Genomic DNA, 20257 nt, shown 5'->3' with positions numbered 1-20257 from the left:
GCCTGTGGCAGTCCCCACAGGCAAGGGCTTTGACACAGACGGAAAGACGCGCCGACACGCCCGGAGGGTTGCCACGGAAAAGGGGCATCTGCTGTGTCATCAGGCTTGCCGGGAGGGGCCGCTCCCGGCTGCGCCTGCTTCCTTGCATCTGCCCCTTTTCCGTGGCAACAGAATGAAACTTCCAGCCGGGTTTGGACCCTTATGAGCCAGAAGATCCTTTTCTCGAACATCGGTTATGCCAAGGGCATCGACGGCACCCTGTGGCAACATGTCAGCCGCGCGGCCCGGCATATCTACTGCAGCGTGCCCACGCAGAGCCTGATCCTGACGCAGCTGAAGGCTCTCATGGGCGCAGAGCAGCCGGATGTGTGCTGTTTTGTCGAGATCGAACAGGGTTCGTTCCACACCGCATATATGAACCAGCTCAAATACCTGATGGACGATGACTACAGGTTTTTCGACATCGCCAACAAGTACGGTGAGGGAAACTGGCGCAATACCATGCCATTCCTGAGGGGACGGAGCAACGCCTTCCTGTCCCGTCAGAAAATCCCCTTTGACCGGCTGTACTTCACCCATGGCACCAAACGTCTGGTCTACCGGCTGGTGCTTCCGGGCAATATCCATGTGTTTTTTGCCCATTTCTCCCTGGACCGGAGGGTCCGCGAAAGGCAGCTGCAGGAAGTCCGCGGCCTTGCGGACCAGTGCCCGGGGGATGTGATCATCCTGGCCGACTTCAACATCATGTACGGCTTTTCGGAACTGAAGCCGCTGGTCGAGGGATCAGATCTCCATATCCTGAGCCGGGAGGAAGAACACACCTTTACCTTCCACCGCCGCCGCCTGGCGCTGGATCTGTGCATATGCTCACAGACCTTGCTGGATCGCCTGACCCTGCGGGTCATCCCCCAGCCTTTTTCCGATCACGAAGCCCTGCTGGTGGAAATTGCCGGGTAACAGGCTACTGGCAGACATGTTCCTGTGCCTGTCAGGGGAAACGTAAAAGTTGTTATCAATTTGACTCTCTACTCCAGGTTTTGATATCCCTGCAGGACTTCCGGACATGGAAGTTCGGAACAATCAGAAAAATGAAATGAGGTCTGGAAAATGGGAACTTTGAGGCAGTCTTTGATAACAGCAGGCGCCGCTCTTGCAGTGGCCGGGTGCGCATCCACACCGGACAGACATGGAGAGGTTTTTGACGACAAGCCAATGGTTCATGGCCAGAGGCTTCACGAGAAGGCCACACGGGATGTGATGGGCGTACTTCCGGAACCCGTCAGCCTGGTGGATGTCCTCAAAAAGGGACAGCCTGTCACACCGGCTAGCTGCCCTGCTACCGTGAACGAGCTGGGACAAGGTATAGAAGTACTGGCAGCCCTTACAGCCCCGATGTTTCACCTTATTGGTCTCACTGACAAGGCGGTAGGCCGGAATCCGGCTGATCCCATCTATACCAATACCGTGGTTCCCACGGGCACCGCGGATATGCGCGCGAATCTCGGGCCTGACATTGCAGCGCTATACCAGGTATGTCCTGATGCCCTGCAGGCAGACAGGCGGGTACAGACTTACGTCTGCTACACGGGCATGGCTACAACCCATCTCACAGGGTACAAATGCCCGGAAAACCTTGACGCAAGCCAGTTCCCCTGGAACCAGACGGCAGCGCCATAAACATCTGAAACCTGCCCTGCGGGCCACGCTCCCTTGCCGGGACGTGGTCCGTTTTATCTGCCTTGCCGGCAACTTTCCCGCCAGATCAGATACAGACCACTGACTACGATGAGGACGGCTCCGACAGCTGTCCAGACATCAGGCAGTTCCCGGAATACCAGCCAGCCGATCAGGGGCGCCCAGATCATCTGGACATAGTGTGTGGGCGCCGCTGCGCTGGACGGTGCCAGGGTAAATCCCCGTGACACAAGGATAATGCCGGTGGCTGAAAGAATTCCGGAGGCAGCCAGAAAGCCGATGTGGAGACCCGATGGCCACTGCCCTCCCTGGATCAGCAATCCTGCTCCGCTGGCTGTCAGCATGAGAGCATCACGGTAGAAGGAAAAGGCCAGGAGTGGCTCCCCCTCTCCGATACGCCGGCTGATGATGTTACCCAGCGCCATGGCCACAGCAGCCAGGAGCACGCACACCGTTCCCGTATCCAGCGGGATGGATCCCGGACGCAGGATCACCAGGACACCCGCAAATCCCAGAACAATGCTGGCCAGGCGACTCCAGCCGATTTTCTCTTTCAGGAAGAATACGGACAGGACAGCCGTAAGGAGAGGTGTCGCAAAGATCAGGGCATAGGCCTTGGCCATGGGCAGCAGGATCAGTCCACAGATAAAAAGCCCGAAATTCAGGGCCAGGAAGAGGGCCCGCAGACCCTGCATTTTCAGGTTTGTCGAACCCAGGTTCTTTCGCAGGCCGCCCCACAGCAGGCTGATGGCTGTCGCCATGGCAACACCGGAAAAAGCGCTCCAGAATACCAGGACGAGAACAGGATAACCGCTGCTGCCGATGTATTTGAAAACAGAATCGCTGAGAGAAAAGACGGTAAACCCGGTCAGGGCGTACAGGATCCCGCGGGAGACAGGAGTCACCGGATCCTCCCCTGCACAGCCGGACTCCAGGGGCACTGGTCCACACCACAGGCCTGCTGTTTTTCAGGGACCACAAACGCGCCGCACCGGCGGCAGGAGGACATCTCCATGTCCGGTTTCCGGGTTCCCCAGGTGAACATGGGTTTTCCGGGCGCCCTGTCGCGGCGCAGGTTCCGGATCAGCACAAACATCAGAATCTTGACCATGATCAGAAGAACAATCTGCATGATCCCTCACAACCGCAGGGGCTGGCCGTGGCGAAGGATAGCCTCGGTTTCAGGCGTAGGACGGCCATCAGGCTGGTGCAGCACCAGACCGGCCGGAAGCCGGGCGGGAGACCGGCCCCCCTTGCGGGCCTGGACCAGGATACGCCCGGCCTCGTCTCCCTGCCGGGACCGCAGGGGGAATACAGCAATACCGCCAAAGCCCTTGCCCAGAGATCCCAGAATGGCATCCAGTCTGTCGGCCCGGTGGATCATGGTCAGCAGGCCATTGGGCTTCAGGCAACGGCGGCAGAAGCGGACCCAGTCCTCCAGGGATATCGCGCTTTCCTGATTGGCCAGCGCCTTCTGCTTCAGGGGCGAGTGGACCTCGGTCCCTTTTTCCCCAAACGGCGGATTGGTGATTACATGGTCAAAAATAAGTCCGGCAATGGAAGGGGGCGGATCGGCGATATCACCGGTTTCAACCCGGAAAAACGCCTCCATGCCGTTCAGCACCGCATTCTCCCGGGCCAGATCCGCCAGATCCGGCTGAAGCTCCAGCCCCGTCACGCGAACGCCGGGGACCCGCGCAAGCAGACACAGGGCGGCTGTCCCTACTCCTGTCCCCACATCCAGAACGGTCTGGCTGGCCTGCGCCGGGGCAGCGGCCGCCAGGAAAACGGCGTCCATGCCCGCCCGCCAGCCCGATTTTGGCTGCCGGATCCGGATCTTTCCGCCCAGAAAGGCATTTTCTGTTACACGGCCTGGCACACAAAACCTCTTGAGCTGGCGGGAAACACCTCCTACGCTGCCCCCGCGAAACGGGAATGTGGAGAAACCGGTGGCTTCTGTCACCATAAAAGATTCAGGAACCAGCGATGCCATGGAGGCTCTGACGGCTCTGGTGGCGCCAGACCTGAAGGCCGTGAACGACCTGATCGTCCGGCGGATGCATTCCCCTGTCGCCATGATCCCGCAACTGGCCGGATATATTATCGCCGCGGGAGGCAAGCGCCTGCGCCCTGTGCTCACCCTGGCCGCCGCCCGGCTGTGCGGATACACGGGCCAGCGGCACCACGCCCTGGCGGCCTGTGTCGAGTTCATCCATACGGCCACCCTTCTGCACGACGATGTGGTGGATGAAAGCCTGATGCGGCGGGGGCAAGCCTCGGCCAATGCAGTGTTCGGAAACCAGGCCAGTGTCCTGGTGGGTGATTTTCTGTTCAGCCGGGCCTTCCAGCTGATGGTCGAGGATGGTTCACTGGAGGTTCTGGGTATCCTGTCCCGCGCCTCGGCCGTCATTGCGGAAGGAGAGGTCCTGCAGCTGAGCCGCGCCCACAGCCTAGAAATGACACAACAGGACTATCTGGAAATTGTCACCGCCAAGACTGCCGAGCTGTTTGCCGCCGCATGCCAGGTGGGCGCCGTGGTGGCCGACCGCCCGGCAACAGAGGTTGCAGCCCTGCGCCGCTATGGTCTGGCGCTGGGTATGGCATTCCAGATGGCCGATGATGTTCTGGACTACCGGTCCGGACTGGGCAAATCCCCCGGCGATGATTTCCGCGAAGGCAAGGTAACCCTGCCCGTCCTGCTGGCTTTCCATGCCGGCGACGACCAGGAAAAGGCTTTCTGGAAACAGACCATGGAAGACAAGACCCAGAAAGACGGTGACCTGGAGCACGCCCAGGCCCTTCTGGTCCGCCGCCATGCTCCTCAGGCCACGCTGGATATGGCCAGGCAGCACACGCAGCAGGCCTGGCAGACGCTGAACGCTTTCCCGGACAGCCCGGCGCGACAGGCGCTGACCGATATTCTGGACTTTGTGGTCAACCGGGCGCGGTAGGGGTTACAGGTCAAATGATGCCTCAAAAACCCTTTGCAGTGCTTGGGGTTCCAGTGCCGGCAGCGGCGGGATGTGGCCCAGAATGCGGGTACCGGTGAACTCGCGGATGGTGCGCATATTATCCGGATTGTCCGGCCCGATGAGCACCAGGCCGTGCAGCGGAATGCCCCGTGATTTCAGGACCTCGACCGACAGCAGGGTGTGATTGATGGTCCCAAGGCCCGTGCGGGCGCACAGGATCACTGGTACATTCCAGCGTCTGAACACGTCGACATAGAGAACCTCGCGGGTCAGAGGCACCATCAGACCCCCTGCCCCCTCGACAATCAGGGGCCTGTCGCAGTCCGGGATCTCCAGCTGTCCGGGATCAATCACAACGCCATCCAGCTCCGCCGCCCGGTGGGGCGACAGGGGTTCTTTCAGGCAATACACCTCCGGCAGGAAATGGTCATCGGGCAGGCCCGTCATGGTCCGCACCGCCTGCGTATCCGTTCCCTCCGCCGTGCCGGACTGCACCGGCTTCCAGTAGCAGCCTTTCAGTCCCAGGGTCAGCACAGCCGAACACACCGTCTTGCCGATGCCCGTATCCGTGCCGGTAATGATAAATGCAGGATGTTTCATGTTGCTGAAACCATTAAACGGCTGTATACGCCCCTGCTGTAAACAGTCTGGCCAGAAACGGGTTCAAGAATGGCAAGGTTTCGAATGAGTTTTGATGACCTGAATCTTATTTTTCCAACCAGCGTGGTTGCTGCAGGTGTACTTTCTCTCTTTTCCGGAACCTGTGGTTCTGCCTTGGCCTCCGGATCTGCAGACAACACTCCGGCCATTACACAGCCCACCACAAAGCCTGCACCGGAGCCCGTCATGCCGCATTCTCGCGTTCCCGCGCCATAACGGTCCGCTCCAGCTGGCCCAGGAATTTCCCGAACAGGGTACACTCAATCGCTGACAGTTTTTTCAGCCGTTTTTCCGCGCGCGGATCGGCGGTCTGGAGGCTTTCGTACATGTCTTCCATGTGCCGGTCCTCCTCGGCCAGGATGCTTTTCAGGGACAGGGCTGACCCTGCGTTCTGCAGCGCCATCTGGTACAGGCGATAGGTCCAGCAGGCGCGCAGCTCGATGATCAGCGATACCCACAGATAGGGCGCGTCCGGCTTTCCGTCCGATGCTGTTTCCGCGGTGATCAGCGAATCCAGACGGCCGAAATACATGCGCGCCGCACCCGGGCACAGGGTGTTCTCCACCCTGTATCCGTCGAATGACCGGCCCGCCAGTTTCTCCGCCTGGCGTTTGAAAAAATAGGCATGCCGCGTTTCCTCGGCCATGTGCTTCAGTGTGTCCTGGGTCAGCGGATTTCTCATCTGGGACAGCATGATTTTCCGGCTGCCCATGTGTTCCAGAAGCGAGAGCATGTTCAGGAACAGCGCATGCTGCGGCGGGTGCGCGCACAGGTGGCCCAGCAGGTTCGCGAAGGGCTGCTTAAACGGCTGGCTGCGCAGCGCCACACCCGACAGTGTCCAGGGCCTCGGCAATTCCGCTGTAGATGACATCCAGATCCTCCGTGGTCACGCAGTAAGGCGGTAAAATGTAGATCGTGTTGCCCAGCGGACGCAACAGCAGGCCCTTGTCCAGAAAGGCGCGGTACAGCTGTGGCCCCAAGGCGGAAAGATAGCCCTGCGACGGCGTAACCAGATCCAGCGCCGCGATGGTGCCGGTGTGCCGTGTGGTCGTAACAGACGGGTGCCGCGCCAGTACGGGCAGGGCTTTGGCATGGTATGCGGAAATGGCCTGGATGCGCTGGGTGACCGGCTCCTCATCCCACAGCTCCAGCGAGGCCAGTGCCGCTGCACAGGCCAGCGGATTGCCGCTGTACGACGACGAATGGAAAAATGTCTTGCGCCGGTCGGTGGAATAAAAAGCCTGAAAAATCCCGCCGGTACACAAGGTCACAGCGAGTGGCAGGGACCCGCTGGTCAGGCCCTTGGACAGGCACAGGATGTCAGGCGTGACCCCGGCCTGCGCGCAGGAAAAGCGTGTGCCCGTGCGGCCCCAGCCGGTCATCACCTCGTCCGCGATGAAAAACACGCTGTGCTTTTTGCACAGATCATGGAGTGATTTCAGGACAGAAGGCGGGTACATCAGCATCCCCGCCGCGCCCAGCACCAGAGGCTCCAGGATCAGCGCGGCGATTGTGTCCCGGCTCTCGCGCAGGATTTTCTCGAAGGCATCCACTGTGTCCTGTTCCCGGCCCGCATGGGGGAACGGCAGGCGCAACACATCGAACAGCAGCGGCGCGTAGGGGTCGTTGAACGTGCCCCGCTCGCCCACCGACATGCCGCCGAACGTATCGCCATGATAGCCGTTTTCCATCACCACAATGCCGTGGCGCGGGCGGCCTGTGTTGGCCCAATAACCAAGGGCCATTTTCAGCGCGACCTCGACCGATGTGGATCCGCTGTCGGAAAAGAACACGTGCTGGAGACCGGTGATATCGATCAGCTTTCGCGCCAGATTTTCCGCGGGCTCGTGGGTAAAGCCGGCGAAAATGATCTGGTCCAAAGTCTCTGCCTGCCTGCGGATCGCCGCGGTGATTTTCGGGTGACAGTGGCCGTGCACATTCACCCACCACGAGGCGATGGCGTCAATAATCCGCCGCCCGTCCTTTGTATACAGATACGCCCCTTGCGCGCGCTCGATATGAATCGCCTCGGGAAACAGCGCATGCTGGGTAAACGGATGCCAGATGGGAGAGGTCATGCGTTCTCCACAGAACAGGATATGGATATGCCCTGCAGAACCTGTCCCAACCGATCCACATCACCCTCGGCAATCCCCAGATTCAGCGACAGGCGCAGGCGGGCGGTACCTTCGGGAACCGTGGGCGGGCGGATGGCGCGGATGTCAAAGCCGTGGATTTGCAGGTATGCGGCGGCATCCAGGGCTTTCTGGTCATCGCCCAGAATCACCGGAAAAATCTGCGTGGACGACGGCCGCACCGGCAGAGCTTTTGCCGCATAGTCACACAAGGCCAATAAACGCTGGCGGCGTTCCGGTTCTTTTTCTATTAATTCCAAAGCATGGCGCACCAGCAGGGCCTGCAGCGGCATGGGCGCGGTGCTGTACACAAACGGACGCGCTTTGTTGACCAGCATGTCGATCACATCAGCGGATCCGCACACCAGGCCGCCCGCCACGCCCAGCGCCTTGCCGCAGGTATGCACCGTTATAAGGCGATCGTGTGCCAGCCCTTCGGTCAGGCCGCGGCCGCCCGGCCCGAAGATGCCCGTGGCGTGGGCCTCGTCCACCACCAGGAACGCGTTGTATTTCTCCGCCAGCGCCAGCAGATCTTTCACCGGCGCGCAGTCGCCATCCATGCTGTAGACGGACTCCACCACGATCCACGCATGGCCTTTGTCGATGTGTTTCAGGGCGTCCTCAAAGGCCTGAAGATCATTGTGGGGAACCTTGATGGACCGTGCGAACGAGGCCTCGATCCCGTCGCGCAGGCTGGCGTGAATTAATGAGTCAAACACGATCGTGTCGTGTCGATCCGGTAACGTAGACAGCAAAGCGTAATTGGCCAGAAAACCGCTGCTGAAAAACAGCGCGCGGTCGCAGCGGAAAAAACAGGCAGCGAAATCTTCCAGATCTGCATGGTCCTGCCGATGTCCGCGCAATAACCGGGAACCACCGGCCCCCAGCGGCAGACCTTCTTTCAATGCGTTGATTGCTGCTTCCCGCAAGACGGGATGGCTGACCAGCCCCAGATAATCATTGGACGAAAAATCCACACCTTTCGACAGGCGCAATTCCCGGTAACGGTTTTTGTCTTTCAGCTGCTGGAGGGCGTGGGTGAAGATGGACATATTTTATTCTTTTACTCTACCATCATAGACTGACATCTCCTGATCCCAGGCTACTTCATGGCTTTTTGCCTAAGGTTAACAGAATACAACAGCCAATAACGATTTGTTAATTTTTATACGATAGGTTGTCAAAATTACATCAAACACGAACAGGAGAATCCAATGAGTGAAAATCAGAATAATCATCTTTATCCCTTGCTAAAAGATTTATAGAAAGGGCCTATGCTGCACTTATGGATATCCTTCCTGCCAAATCCTCATCGTTTTCCTATAAAGAAGAAAGCAGCTTTCATGTTGAAATGAGAGTCCGGCGTACTGATGGTGGCCAGACAAGGCATTGTGTTGTGAATCTGTTCGGGCTAACTGATCAAAAGGGAAATCATTATGTATGGGCCCCTATTGCCAAGGATACCCAAGAGGGCGTCGTGAAAGTTGCCGAATTTAAGATGTACAGCCCAAGTGATGTCACTCGAGACAGTGCATCTCTTGTTGAGATGATCGCCTCTAGTCTGGGTATAGAATCCAAAACTTTGCTCACCAAACTAGGTCCTGTTGACATTTATGGTTCCGTAATTTGGTGAAGTGTGATTCACTGTTCAAAGTCCTTGTGTGGGAGCTTTGAATGGCGAGATGCGAGTTGCGGGACGATCAATGGAAGAAGATCAGTGACCTGTTGCCGGGCAAGGAGGGAGATCCTGGCCGCAGGGGCAAGGACAACCGCCTGTTTGTGGATGCGGTGTTGTGGACTGCGCGAACGGGTTCACACTGGCGGGAACTTCCGGAGCAGTTCGGGTCATGGAACAGCGTGTTCCAGCGGTATAACCGTTGGTCGAAGGCGGGCGTATGGGAGCGGATGTTCCGGGCGCTGTCCGGCGATCCGGATTTTGAGTACGTGATGATCGATTCCACCATCGTCCGTGCCCACCAGCACAGCGCAGGCGCAAAAGGGGGGATCAGGAGACGGAAGCCCTCGGCCGTTCAAAAGGCGGGCTGACCACAAAAATCCACACCGCTGTCGACGGTCTGGGCAACCCGCTGCGCTTCATCCTGACGCCAGGACAGGCGTCGGACTATACGCAGGCAGAGCCACTGCTGGAGGGTTTTCCGGCACAGAATGTCATCGCCGACAAAGGCTATGACAGCCAGAAAATTGTCGAAGCCATCGAAATCTCCGGCGCGAAAGCCGTCATCCCCACACGCTCCTGCGTCAAAAATCCACGCAACACTGACTTCGCCATGTATGCCGAACGCTACCGCATCGAATGCTTCTTCAACAGACTCAAACACTACCGCGCAGGCGCCACACGCTACGCCAAACGCGCACGCAACTTCGCAAGCCTCATCTACCTCACAGCTTCCATGCCCTGGTTAAAATAAATGTCAACAGGGCCTAAATGATGCACAAAGTCAGAATCGGTCTGCACTGGATAATTTGATTCAGGAATCCAAAATTGCCGGAAAAAACAAAGTACATCATGTTCGTGGCACCCCCGATAGAATAATTCCGCAATATGTAGCGGATGAAAATATCGACGTTCTGGTCATGGGGACAGTGGCCCGCACCGGTATTCCCGGGTTCATCATCGGCAACACGGCGGAAAATATTGTTCAAAAGCTGGGATGTTCTCTGCTGGCGCTTAAGCCCAACGGGTTCGTTTCTCCAGTAAGGGCATACCCGACATGAGGGGGATGATGTCGGATCAGGACCTGAACCCCATTTCCTGACACTTTATCCCTGTTTCCATGAATGAGGTTTCCCTGAATTCCTGCAGCGGGTTAATCCCCGAAGTGGATACGAGAAACAAACACGGGTTTTGCCCGGTCCTGGCGCACAGAAAGCCGGGATCTTGCCCTGTGGCCTGCAACCGATGTCACCGAAACAGAGCGATCAATTGAGGTCACAGCAGAGCTTCCCGGCCTGACAGACAGGGATGTTGAAGTCACTCTCACCGGAAATACTCTCACGATCCGCGGCGAAAAAAAGATGGAGCGGGAAGAAAAGGAAGAAAACAGATATCTGGCCGAGCGTTCCTGGGGCTCATTTACCCGGTCAATTGATCTTCCCCCCGGGGCAGACGCCAGCCAGATCAAGGCTGTCTGTAAAAATGGTGTGCTGAAAGTCACCATTCCCAGAACTGATGGAAAAAAGCAGGATGTCCAGCGGATTGAGGTCAAAAGCTCCTCCTGACCCACCGAACGTTGATTACGCCAGCCTGATCTCGGCAATACCCGTTATTCAGACTGACGTCCGGTTCCGGGCAGGTCTGTTTTCACCTTGGTTCCCCAGGTCAGCCGCAGGGCATTGAGGATTGCCAGGATATCTATGCCCTCCTGCAGAAGGGCTCCCATAACCGGGGGGATGAACCCGCCTGCCGCGAAAGCCATGCCGGCAAGGCTTAAAACCATTCCCCCCAGGGCGCTTTGCAGGGCAATACGGCGCATGGCCGCGCTGATGTGAAAAAGTTCATCCACCTTGATCAGGGTATTGTCCAGTATAACAGCGCCTGCTGCTTCTGCTGTGACATTGCCATGACCGAAGGCGATCCCTACCGTGGCCGCCGCAAGTGCCGGAGCATCGTTGATGCCATCGCCCATGAACAGGGTTGGAGCTTTTGCCGTTTCCGCCCGCACGACCGCCAGCTTCTGCTCCGGACTCTGGGAAGACAGGGTTTCCTGAATTCCCAGAAGGTGGGCCAGGTACGCAACCTCGGACTCGCGATCGCCGGAAACCAGCATCACCTTCCTGAAATGGTGCCGTGGTGAAAGATGACTGATAAAGGATTTCCCTTCCCTGCGCGGGGCGTCATGAAAACGGAAAGTGGCCGCATATTCCCCATTACGCAGGATCAGGCATTCAAGACCAGTGCCTGCGGGAGGAATCAGGCTCGCCATTTCCGGCATGATTTGGGACAACCTGTTGCGATGAGTCACGGTTATGACACTGCCTGCCACAACACCGGTGAGGCCCTGGCCGGGCTTTTCGGAAACCTGCTCTGCCTCGGGAAGAAAAAGCCGGGACTGTTCCGCGGCTTTCAGGACAGCTCCCGCAAGGGGGTGTTTTGAGTAGCGTTCCAGGCTGGCAACCTGTTGCAGGATACTGTCCCGGTCCATGCCTTCTGCCGGGATGATTTCCGTCAGCTCCGGCTCCCCATAGGTCAGGGTGCCTGTTTTGTCAAAAATCGCCGTGCGGCAAGTGGGCAGACGCTCCAGGACCACAGGATCCCTGATCACAATCCCTCGCCGCGCCGCCATGGAAATGGCGCTGATCAGCGTAACGGGAATTGCGATCAGAAGAGGGCACGGCGTGGCGATCACCAGGACAGAGAGAAACCGGACAGAATCCCCTGTCGCATACCATGCACCGGCTGCCAGGATCAGGGCCAGGGGTGTAAAGACAGCCCCGATCTGGTCGCCCAGCCTGCGCAGGACCGGGCGCTTCTGCTCGGCTTCCTGCATCACCTTCATGATTCTGGCATAACGGGAGTCTGATGGCAGCCTTTCAGCCAGAACCGTCAGGACCGTTTCACCGTTGATAGCGCCGGAAATCACGGCGGCCCCCGGAACCTTGGATATCCGGTACGGTTCGCCCGTCAGATAGGATTCATCCATGGAGCCGCGGCCCTCGGTCACGGTCCCGTCCACCGGCGCGGTTTCATGCGGGTACACAACGATACTGTCGCCCACCTGAATATCAGAAATGGCGATGTCCTCAATCCTGTCCCCATGCCGACGGTGGGCAATGGATGGCATGCGCCCGGCCAGGGCCGACAATACCGAAGCAGCCTTGCGCATGGCGAAAGCCTCCAGGGCCCCTCCCCCTGACAGCATCAGGATGACCAGGGTTGCCGCCAGATACTGGTCGAGCCAGACAGCTGTCACCAGGGAGACAGCGGCCAGCATGTCTGTCCCGAAATCCCCCCGGGACAGTTTGCGCAGGATCCCCAGGACCAGCGGTATGCCGCCAGCAATGATGACGGCCAGAAGCGGAATGTCTTCATCCAGAAACGATACGGGAAACGCCCGCAGGGCAAGATGCGCGGCCATGGCCAGAAGACTGGCGGCAACGACGGCCAGCTGCCAGCGGGATCCGGTGAAAAGCCAGCGAAGCAGGTTGTGGAAGTCTTTCATTTCATACTGTCCTGAGCACAGACGCGCACCGGCATCTCGCGCAGCTGCAGGGGTTCGCCCTGTTTTTCCAGAACCATGGCCCGCATGTGCGTAACCCCGAATGATGTACCGGTACGGGAAGTATACTTTGACCGGACAGGGGGCTACAATCCGGTATCCTGTTTCTGGAAGAGGTACCCTATGGCGCAATTTCCGGAGGCGATGTTCCGGCCGCGTTCCGTTGCTTTTTTCGGAGCCAGCGACAGATTGGGCTCTGTAGGCCGGACTGTAGTGCGTAACCTGCTGGGCGCAGGTTTTCAGGGGTCCATCTGGCTGGTCAATCCCCGGCATACAGAAATCAGCGGCCACAAATGCTGGCCGGATGCACAGTCCCTGCCGGACACTCCCGACTTGGCCATCATCGCCACGCCGCCACAGACTGTTCCCCGGCTGGTTTCTGATATTGGCGCCAGGGGAACCCGCGCTATCGTCATCATCACGGCTGGCGTCGACACGGACGCCGTCCTGAAAGCTGCTGAGCCTTTTGGTACAAGGATCATCGGCCCGAACTGCTTTGGCCTGATGATCCCCCCGCTGGACCTGAACAGCAGTTTTGGCCACCTTGATCCCCCTTCCGGGAACCTGGCCTTCATTTCCCAGTCCGGGGCAATCATCAGTGCGGTGATTGACTGGTCCAGACGGGAAAACATCGGATTTTCAGCCATCGTCTCAATGGGGAACATGTGTGATGTGGATATCGGCCAAACCCTGCAGTGGCTGGCCAGTGATCCACAGACCAGCGCTGTCCTGATGTATCTGGAGGAGCTCACTGATGCTGCCGGATTTATGGCTGCAGCGCGGACCATCTCGGCCCTCAAGCCCGTCGTCGTCATCAAGGCAGGCCGACATGCGGAAGGCGCAAAGGCGGCAACATCCCACACCGGCGCCCTGGCCGGGGCAGACGATGTCTATGATGCGGCCTTTCGCCAGACCGGCCTTGTGCGCATTATGGATGTGGAAGACCTGTTTGATGCCGCCGTGACCCTCAGCCGCCTGAAAGGCATTCCGGGCAACAGGATCGGTATTGTCACAAATGGCGGCGGCGCAGGCGTTCTGGCCGTAGACCGGCTGATCGACTGCGGCGGAAAGGTTGCAGATCTGGACACCCGGACCCTGGAAAAACTCGACAGGATTCTGCCCGCCACCTGGTCCCGGAGCAATCCGGTGGACATCATCGGCGATGCCGGTCCCGAACGCTATCAGACAGCTTTGAAAGTCGTTCTGGAAGATCCGGGTGTCGACGCCGTTCTGGTCACCAACTGTCCTACAGCCCTGGCGTCCAGCATGGATGCAGCAAAAGCCGTCATTGAAACCCTGGAAACGCACCCAGGCCGGAAACCGGTCCTGGCTTGCTGGATGGGATATGCCACAGCCCAGAAAGCCCGGGACCTTTTTGCACGTCACAATATCCCCGCCTACGGCACACCGGAAGACGCTGTCCGCAGCCTGTCCTGCCTGATGCAGTACTCACAGTTGCAGGATAAGCTGAAAGGGACTATTCTGGATAAGGCTCCCCTTTCAGGAACAGATCCTGAAAAAGCGGGCAGTATCCTGATGGATGTGGCCCGCGCCCGGCGCACCATCCTGAACGAGATTGAAAGCAAGGAAATCCTGGGAGCTTATGGCATTCCTGTTGTTCCCACAGTCCAGGCGCAGGCACCCGAAGAGGTTGAAACCGTCGCTGGACTGCTTTTGCGGGAAGGTACGGATTCCCTGGCCGTCAAGATCCTGTCCAACGACATCACGCACAAGTCTGACGTTGGTGGCGTTGTTCTGGGCATATGCAGTGCCGTGGAAGCCGCCGTCACGGCCAAGGACATACTGGAAAAAGTCAGGAAGGCACGCCCGGACGCCACAATCCTGGGCCTGACCGTCCAGCCCATGCTGCATATGCAGGATTCATACGAACTCATTCTGGGGATTGCGACGGACAGGACCTTCGGGCCCACTCTGCTCTTCGGAGCAGGAGGAACATCCGCCGAGGTGGTTGCGGACAGGGCTGTAGCCCTTCCGCCGCTGGATCTGGTATCCGCCCATGAACTTATGGCGCGCACACGTATCCATAAACTTCTGAAAGGCTACCGTAACCGGCCACCAGCAGATCTCGACGCCATTGCGGAAACTCTGGTCAGGCTGTCCCACATGGCGGTCGAGCAACCCCTGATCCAGGAACTGGACATCAACCCCCTGCTGGCCGGGGAAAAGGGCGTTATCGCCCTGGATGCCCGTATCGTCGTCAGGCAGAAGCGCTGATAATCACTTTTAGCGCGCGCGTGTCCGCAGCTTTACTGAAAGTCTCATAGGCCTCAAGGATCTGGCTGAAACTGAAGCGGTGCGTGATCAGCTGCAGCGGATCCAGTTTTCCGGATCCGACAGTTTTCAGGAGCAGGGGCGTGGACACCGTATCCACCAGCCGTGTGGTGATCGTGATGTTGTGGCTCCACAGCCGCTCCAGGTGCAGGTCGGCCTTGACGCCATGCACGCCGATGTTGGCAATGACGCCGCCTGCGGTCACAATATCCTCGCACATGACAAAGGTGGCCGGAACACCTACCGCCTCAATGGCAACATCCACACCCCGTCCCCCTGTCATTGTCATGACAGTTTCGACCGCATTTTTCCCGGCGTTGATACAGGCAGTCGCACCCAGCTTTTTGGCCACCTCCAGACGGTTCACGTCCACATCAATCATGATGATTTCTGACGGGGCATAGAACTGGGCCGTCAGCAGGGTCGCCAAACCGATGGGCCCGGCACCGACAATGGCCACAGTATCGCCCGGCTTTATTTTTCCGTTCAGCACACCGCATTCGTATCCCGTGGGCAGGATATCGCTGAGCATGACGATGGATTCCTCGTCCACCCCTGGCGGCAGTTTATGGAGGCTGGTATCGGCATGGGGAATGCGCACGTATTCGGCCTGCGTGCCGTCAATTTTATGCCCCAGGATCCAGCCCCCGTCAGTGCAATGGGAGTACATCTGTTTGCGGCAGTACTCGCACCGGCCGCAGGATGTGATGCAGGAAATCAGCACACGGTCTCCGGGTTTGACTGACGTCACCCCCTCCCCTGTTTTTTCCACAATGCCTGTGCCTTCATGACCCAGAATGCGCCCGGGCTCGCAGGTGGGCACATCTCCCTTCAGGATATGCAGGTCCGTACCGCAGATGGTTGTTTTCGTTATCCTTACGACAGCGTCCGTCGGGACCTGGATCCGGGGTACAGGCCTCTCCTCAACGGCCTTCTGACCGGGCCCCTTATAGACAAGCGCTTTCATGGCATACCCTTCCCTGCAGGTTTCAGAAAATCCGGACTTAACCCTGAACAAGAAGCACTGGCAGGACCAGAAGGCCTGCAGCAACGCTGAGCACCAGCGGAAGCGCAGCTTTCCATCCCGCAGACCAGCCTGCAATACCCACCAGGATCCCGGCCTTGACAAGGGTATTGATCATCACACACGCTGCCAGGATCAGACCTGCGATCTTGGCATCAAGGCTGCCCCGGGGCAAGGTTCCAATGGTAATGACAGCAGAGTCCACATCTGCCATTCCGGATACGGCCAGCGCTGCAGCCAGTCCTGCATCCCCCACGTGATCCAGTGTCCACCGGGCAATAACGGACAATACCATGACAAGCCCTGCCAGAATAACCGCTGACCTTATGTCGAACGGATTACGCAGGGAAATCACATCGGCTCCCTTTTCCTCTTTTCCGCCGGTACGACTGAAGAGCCATCCTGCAAAGCCGGTACTGAAAAGCGCGGCAGGACCAATCAGCAGGGCTGTTGATGCCAGGGCAAACGGAGCCAGAATTGCCACCAGAACCAGAACACGCAAAAACATGACAGCTGAGGCAGCAGCAATGCCTGCAGTCAGCACTTTCTGTATCCCGTCACCCTGACGCAGTCGCATGGCCAGGGAAGCTGTAACCGCTGTCGATGAGACAACAGCCCCTGCTATCGCGGTCACCAGAATTCCCCGTGTGCTTCCAAAACGCTTGGCTGCCACATAGCCAGCGAAGGAAATGCCGGATACAAGGACAACCATCAGCCAGAGTTTATGAGGGTTCCAGGCATCATACGGACCATAGGCCTGATCGGGCAGAAGGGGCAGAACAGCCAGCGATATCACGGCAAAACGTGCAATGGCCCGAATCTCGATCTGGTTCAGATGAACAAGCCAGCCGTGCAGCTGGTGCCGCGACGCCAGAACAAGCATCATGATCGCGGCCAGAACAGATGCCAGAACACCCTGTCCCATGGCCGCGAAAAACCCCAGGCCCAATGTAATGATCCCGGCAACGGTCGTTGTTGCGCTGACACTTTCCTGACGCCGCACTCCAAGGGCATAGCCAGCAAGCAGGGTTGCGGCGGCGGCTGCAAGAATGACGGAGGCCGGGACCAGGGAAAACTGGCGCCCCGCCTCTCCCGCTATGCCGCCCGTCAGCCCAAGCAGGGCAAAGGTCCGGATCCCGGCGACCCTCGCCCCGTCCGGCGCCTCACGCCGTGACCATCCCCGCTCAATGCCAATCAAAAATCCCAGTGCCAGAGCCAGCATGACGCCCTGGAACGGCGCCATCGCAGCGAGAAAGGCCTCTGCCATGCAATCACTCTCTGCTTTTGTATTCCTGCGACAGCATAAGGAATGATATTATGCTACTTCCTTTGCAGCCCCAGAATGACCCCATCAGGCCAGATGTTGCAACAGTTGCTTCACAGATCATCTTTCCCTCAATCGCAAGGCGTTCCCAACAACTGACACCGAACTTAAGGCCATAGCGCCAGCAGCGATGATAGGACTGAGGAGCAGCCCAAAGGCTGGATAAAGAGCTCCTGCGGCAATAGGAACACCCGCCATATTATAGATAAAAGCGAAAAACAGGTTCTGACGTATATTGCGCATGGTGGCTTGGCTTAGATGACGGGCTCGGGCAATTCCAGCGAGATCACCTTTGATCAGGGTGACCCCAGCGCTCTGAATGGCCACATCTGTACCTGTCCCCATGGCAATTCCAACGTCCGCGGCTGCCAGGGCCGGAGCATCGTTCACGCCATCCCCTGCCATAGCCACAATGCGACCTTTGGCCTTGAGCTGCTCAACAATCTTTTGCTTATCTGCCGGAGAAACTTCGGCCTGGACGTCCGTAATGCCAATTTTAGCTGCAACGGCACGTGCTGTAGTCAGGTTATCCCCTGTCAGCATAACAACTTGAATGCCACTTTCTTGAAGGTCCTTTATAGCTTCTGGTGTTGAAGCCTTAATAGGATCGGCAATGGCAATGATACCGGCTGCTTTTCCGTTAATAGCAGCGAGGAGTACCGTAGCGCCATTTTGACGTAACTGATCCGCTTGGGCTTCAAGGTCGCCTAAATCAACCTTCTGGCTTTGCATGAGCTTTTTGTTGCCAAGAGCGACAATTTGGCCTTCTACCTGTCCAATGACACCTTCACCTGTTATGGATTTAAACTCCTTTACATCTGCCATGGATAAGTTGCGTTCTTTAGCCGCGGTTACAATCGCAGCCGCCAAAGGATGTTCGCTCGAACGCTCCAGGCTGGCAGCCAGGCGCAAGAGGTCTGCTTCGCTAAAATTATTCGCAGGAGAAATAGATACAACCCGAGGCTTACCCTCGGTAAGAGTACCCGTTTTATCAACAACCAGAGTATCGACTTTCTCCATCCGTTCAAGGGCCTCTGCATTCTTGATTAGAATGCCCATTTGAGCGCCTCGCCCCACCCCAACCATAATGGACATGGGTGTGGCCAGGCCTAAAGCACATGGACAGGCAATAATGAGAACTGAGACAGCAGCAATCAAAGCATACGTCAAAGCAGGCTCAGGCCCCCAAACGGACCAGACAATAAAGGCCAGGATAGCAACCACAATCACGGCTGGTACAAAATAAGCCGCTGCTAGGTCAGCAAGCTTCTGGATAGGAGCCCTGGAGCGCTGGGCCTGGGCAACCATCTGAACGATCCGGGACAGCATGGTGTCGGATCCCACCAGTTCAGCCTTCATGACAAATGAGCCGGTCGTATTCAGTGTGCCCCCAATCACTTTAGCGCCGGGTTCTTTTTCAACAGGCATAGATTCACCCGTCACCATGGACTCATCGATACTGCTACGGCCCTCCAAGATGACACCATCCACAGGGATACTATCACCCGGACGAACCCGAAGATGGTCGCCCACATGTACCTGATCTAAAGAGATTTCTTCATCATGACCGTCAGTAAGAACGCGACGGGCTGTCTTCGGAGCCAGATTGAGCAAGGCTCGAATAGCTCCGCCTGTACGTTCGCGAGCACGAAGTTCTAAGACTTGACCTAGAAGGACGAGAACCACAATGACAGCTGCTGGCTCAAAATAGAGCGGAACATTGCCGTTCATATCTCTAAAGCCGTCTGGAAATAGTCCCGGTGCCAGAACCGCTACAAGGCTGTAAAGATAAGCTGCACCAGTTCCCAGAGCGATCAAGGTAAACATATTGAGGTTACGTGTTTTAACGGACGCCCAGCCACGCTGGAAGAATGGCCAACCCGCCCACAAGACAACAGGCGTAGCTAACAGAAACTGTAACCAGGGCAGAACAGTCATTGGTAATTCATGTATGAAGCTAAGACCAAAATGCCCGCCCATTTCCAAAAAGAGGAGTGGCAAGGTCAAGAGTCCTCCAATTACAAACCGGCGTTGCATATCCTGAAGTTCGTGATTGGGTTCAGCTTCGGCAGAGACCACCTCTGGCTCCAGAGCCATACCACAGATGGGGCATGAACCAGGACCGACTTGCCGGATTTCTGGGTGCATGGGGCATTTTGATAGTGCAGGTATCCCCACAACCGGTGTTGGATTTAATATTCGTAATTCGAATCCAGATGTTCAGGAGGAAGTTTTCCGGAGAATGGGCTTAAACCTAGGCGGGGATCTGCCTGCTGACCAACGCACCATAGAAAACGAATACATCAGGCAGATTCAGCAGGTGATCTCAACAGCGCGCCCCACGACGGGTATTCCACGCGGCCAACCTGATCCCGCCATCCAGGATCCTCTGGATACCATCATGACTGCCCGGGCAGCAGATAACCGCTTGACGGCTATCCCTAACCGCAGGTCAGATTTTACCTGGTCCGGTGAGGCAGAAATCCGCACGGCCTTTGATAATATTATTGGCACCTATGAGCAAAATGTCGATCGCTGGGCGCCCGGTATTCCTGCCGACGCCCGGGAGCGGGCGGTTCTGGTTTCCCTGTCCTGGAACGGTGTTCTGGATCGCAGCAATAAGCTGAAGGCGGCTATCCAGAAAGACTATGGCAGGCAGGAGGCTTGGTATGAAATCACCTACAACACCAATCCGAACCATGAGTATGGCGTAGCCAAGCGCCGCCTGGCCGAAGGAAACCTGTTCGGCTTATATGACGGGACAGATGGCAATACCCCTGCTGATATTGACGATGCCAAAGAAGTCATCGCCTTTCTCAATACCAAAAAAGCGTGGATCGAGAATTACCTTTCCGACGTCCGATCTCAAAATGGCGGTGGTGTTTTCGATATGAACAACGAAAATCCCGCCGGGTACG

The 20257-nt window shown here is 57.5% G+C and carries 19 protein-coding genes and 2 pseudogenes; 9 read left to right on the top strand and 12 right to left on the bottom strand.

All coding sequences use genetic code 11. From position 1 onward, the window contains the following. Positions 1-201: 201 nt before the first annotated feature. Together M3O22_02830 and M3O22_02825 are read left to right on the top strand one after the other, a co-directional pair. Positions 202-957, top strand: a complete 756-nt coding sequence (locus tag M3O22_02830) for a hypothetical protein (GenBank protein MDP9195693.1) — start codon at positions 202-204, stop codon at positions 955-957. A gap of 198 nt (positions 958-1155) precedes the next feature. Then, the gene (locus M3O22_02825) at positions 1156-1677 is read left to right on the top strand and encodes a hypothetical protein (GenBank protein MDP9195692.1); all 522 of its coding nucleotides are present in this window, start codon (positions 1156-1158) and stop codon (positions 1675-1677) included. Positions 1678-1730: 53 nt separating this feature from the next. Here M3O22_02825 and M3O22_02820 read toward each other — a convergent pair whose 3' ends face one another. Genes M3O22_02820 through M3O22_02810 form a run of 3 tightly spaced genes read right to left on the bottom strand, consistent with a single transcriptional unit; the run spans position 1731 to position 3574 of the window. Continuing rightward, positions 1731-2600 (bottom strand): DMT family transporter, encoded by an 870-nt coding sequence (locus tag M3O22_02820; GenBank protein ID MDP9195691.1) that lies wholly within the window; start codon positions 2598-2600, stop codon positions 1731-1733. Further along, entirely contained in the window at positions 2597-2827 is a 231-nt protein-coding gene (locus tag M3O22_02815) for a hypothetical protein (protein MDP9195690.1), read from the bottom strand. The genes M3O22_02820 and M3O22_02815 overlap by 4 nt, the downstream gene beginning before the upstream one ends. Positions 2828-2833: 6 nt before the next feature. Further along, entirely contained in the window at positions 2834-3574 is a 741-nt protein-coding gene (locus M3O22_02810) for a methyltransferase (GenBank protein ID MDP9195689.1), read from the bottom strand. 112 nt (positions 3575-3686) lie between these two features. Between M3O22_02810 and M3O22_02805 the strand changes: the two genes are divergently transcribed. Further along, positions 3687-4646 (top strand): polyprenyl synthetase family protein, encoded by a 960-nt coding sequence (locus M3O22_02805; protein MDP9195688.1) that lies wholly within the window; start codon positions 3687-3689, stop codon positions 4644-4646. Between the two features lie 3 nt (positions 4647-4649). Here M3O22_02805 and bioD read toward each other — a convergent pair whose 3' ends face one another. The 5 genes from bioD to M3O22_02780 are packed head-to-tail and all read right to left on the bottom strand — an operon-like array spanning position 4650 to position 8514. After that, a complete protein-coding gene (gene bioD, locus M3O22_02800; GenBank protein ID MDP9195687.1) occupies positions 4650-5267 on the bottom strand; it encodes a dethiobiotin synthase in 618 nt (205 codons plus the stop codon). Then, positions 5264-5515 (bottom strand): hypothetical protein, encoded by a 252-nt coding sequence (locus M3O22_02795; GenBank protein MDP9195686.1) that lies wholly within the window; start codon positions 5513-5515, stop codon positions 5264-5266. The genes bioD and M3O22_02795 overlap by 4 nt, the downstream gene beginning before the upstream one ends. Then, positions 5512-6198: a hypothetical protein gene (locus tag M3O22_02790; GenBank protein ID MDP9195685.1), complete on the bottom strand. Its 687-nt coding sequence runs from the start codon at positions 6196-6198 to the stop codon at positions 5512-5514. The genes M3O22_02795 and M3O22_02790 overlap by 4 nt, the downstream gene beginning before the upstream one ends. Then, positions 6128-7405, bottom strand: coding sequence for an adenosylmethionine--8-amino-7-oxononanoate transaminase (locus tag M3O22_02785; GenBank protein ID MDP9195684.1), 1278 nt, complete (start codon positions 7403-7405; stop codon positions 6128-6130). Before M3O22_02785 ends, M3O22_02790 begins: the two co-directional genes overlap by 71 nt. Further along, entirely contained in the window at positions 7402-8514 is a 1113-nt protein-coding gene (locus M3O22_02780) for an 8-amino-7-oxononanoate synthase (GenBank protein MDP9195683.1), read from the bottom strand. Before M3O22_02780 ends, M3O22_02785 begins: the two co-directional genes overlap by 4 nt. Positions 8515-8747: 233 nt before the next feature. Here M3O22_02780 and M3O22_02775 point away from each other — a divergent pair, with 233 nt between their 5' ends. The 4 genes and pseudogenes from M3O22_02775 to M3O22_02760 all read left to right on the top strand — a co-directional run bounded on the left by M3O22_02775 (position 8748) and on the right by M3O22_02760 (position 10702). Continuing rightward, positions 8748-9095, top strand: a complete 348-nt coding sequence (locus M3O22_02775) for a hypothetical protein (GenBank protein ID MDP9195682.1) — start codon at positions 8748-8750, stop codon at positions 9093-9095. A 41-nt stretch (positions 9096-9136) separates the two neighbouring features. After that, a protein-coding gene (locus M3O22_02770; GenBank protein MDP9195681.1) for an IS5 family transposase occupies positions 9137-9891 on the top strand; the annotation gives its coding sequence in 2 pieces (ribosomal slippage) (positions 9137-9466 and positions 9469-9891; 753 coding nt in all). Positions 9892-9913: 22 nt separating this feature from the next. Beyond that, a pseudogene (locus M3O22_02765) lies at positions 9914-10198 on the top strand (universal stress protein). A gap of 234 nt (positions 10199-10432) precedes the next feature. Further along, complete coding sequence (locus tag M3O22_02760) at positions 10433-10702, top strand: Hsp20/alpha crystallin family protein (protein MDP9195680.1); 270 nt, start codon at positions 10433-10435, stop codon at positions 10700-10702. Between the two features lie 44 nt (positions 10703-10746). On the opposite strand, the gene M3O22_02755 is transcribed toward M3O22_02760, so the two are convergent. Further along, entirely contained in the window at positions 10747-12642 is a 1896-nt protein-coding gene (locus tag M3O22_02755) for a heavy metal translocating P-type ATPase (protein MDP9195679.1), read from the bottom strand. A 180-nt stretch (positions 12643-12822) separates the two neighbouring features. Between M3O22_02755 and M3O22_02750 the strand changes: the two genes are divergently transcribed. Then, positions 12823-14934 carry an acetate--CoA ligase family protein gene (locus tag M3O22_02750; GenBank protein MDP9195678.1) on the top strand — a complete coding sequence of 704 codons (2112 nt, stop codon included), beginning with the start codon at positions 12823-12825 and terminating at the stop codon, positions 14932-14934. Here the strand turns inward: M3O22_02750 and M3O22_02745 are convergent. The 3 genes and pseudogenes from M3O22_02745 to M3O22_02735 all read right to left on the bottom strand — a co-directional run bounded on the left by M3O22_02745 (position 14918) and on the right by M3O22_02735 (position 19493). After that, positions 14918-15958: a zinc-dependent alcohol dehydrogenase family protein gene (locus M3O22_02745; protein MDP9195677.1), complete on the bottom strand. Its 1041-nt coding sequence runs from the start codon at positions 15956-15958 to the stop codon at positions 14918-14920. The two genes, M3O22_02750 and M3O22_02745, sit on opposite strands and share 17 nt — an antisense overlap. A 37-nt stretch (positions 15959-15995) precedes the next feature. Continuing rightward, the gene (locus M3O22_02740; GenBank protein MDP9195676.1) at positions 15996-17282 is read right to left on the bottom strand and encodes a DUF4010 domain-containing protein; all 1287 of its coding nucleotides are present in this window, start codon (positions 17280-17282) and stop codon (positions 15996-15998) included. Between the two features lie 117 nt (positions 17283-17399). Beyond that, positions 17400-19493 (bottom strand): annotated as a pseudogene (locus tag M3O22_02735) (copper-translocating P-type ATPase). Here M3O22_02735 and M3O22_02730 point away from each other — a divergent pair. Next, positions 19486-20257, top strand: a 772-nt coding sequence (locus M3O22_02730) for a hypothetical protein (protein ID MDP9195675.1), incomplete at its 3' end; no start/stop codon positions are given. The pseudogene M3O22_02735 and the gene M3O22_02730 overlap by 8 nt on opposite strands.

It is taken from the genome of Pseudomonadota bacterium (assembly GCA_030775045.1).
GTDB lineage: Bacteria > Pseudomonadota > Alphaproteobacteria > JALYJY01 > JALYJY01 > JALYJY01.
The sequence above is the reverse complement of the archived record's forward strand: the minus strand, read 5'-3'. Positions and strand labels throughout refer to the sequence as shown.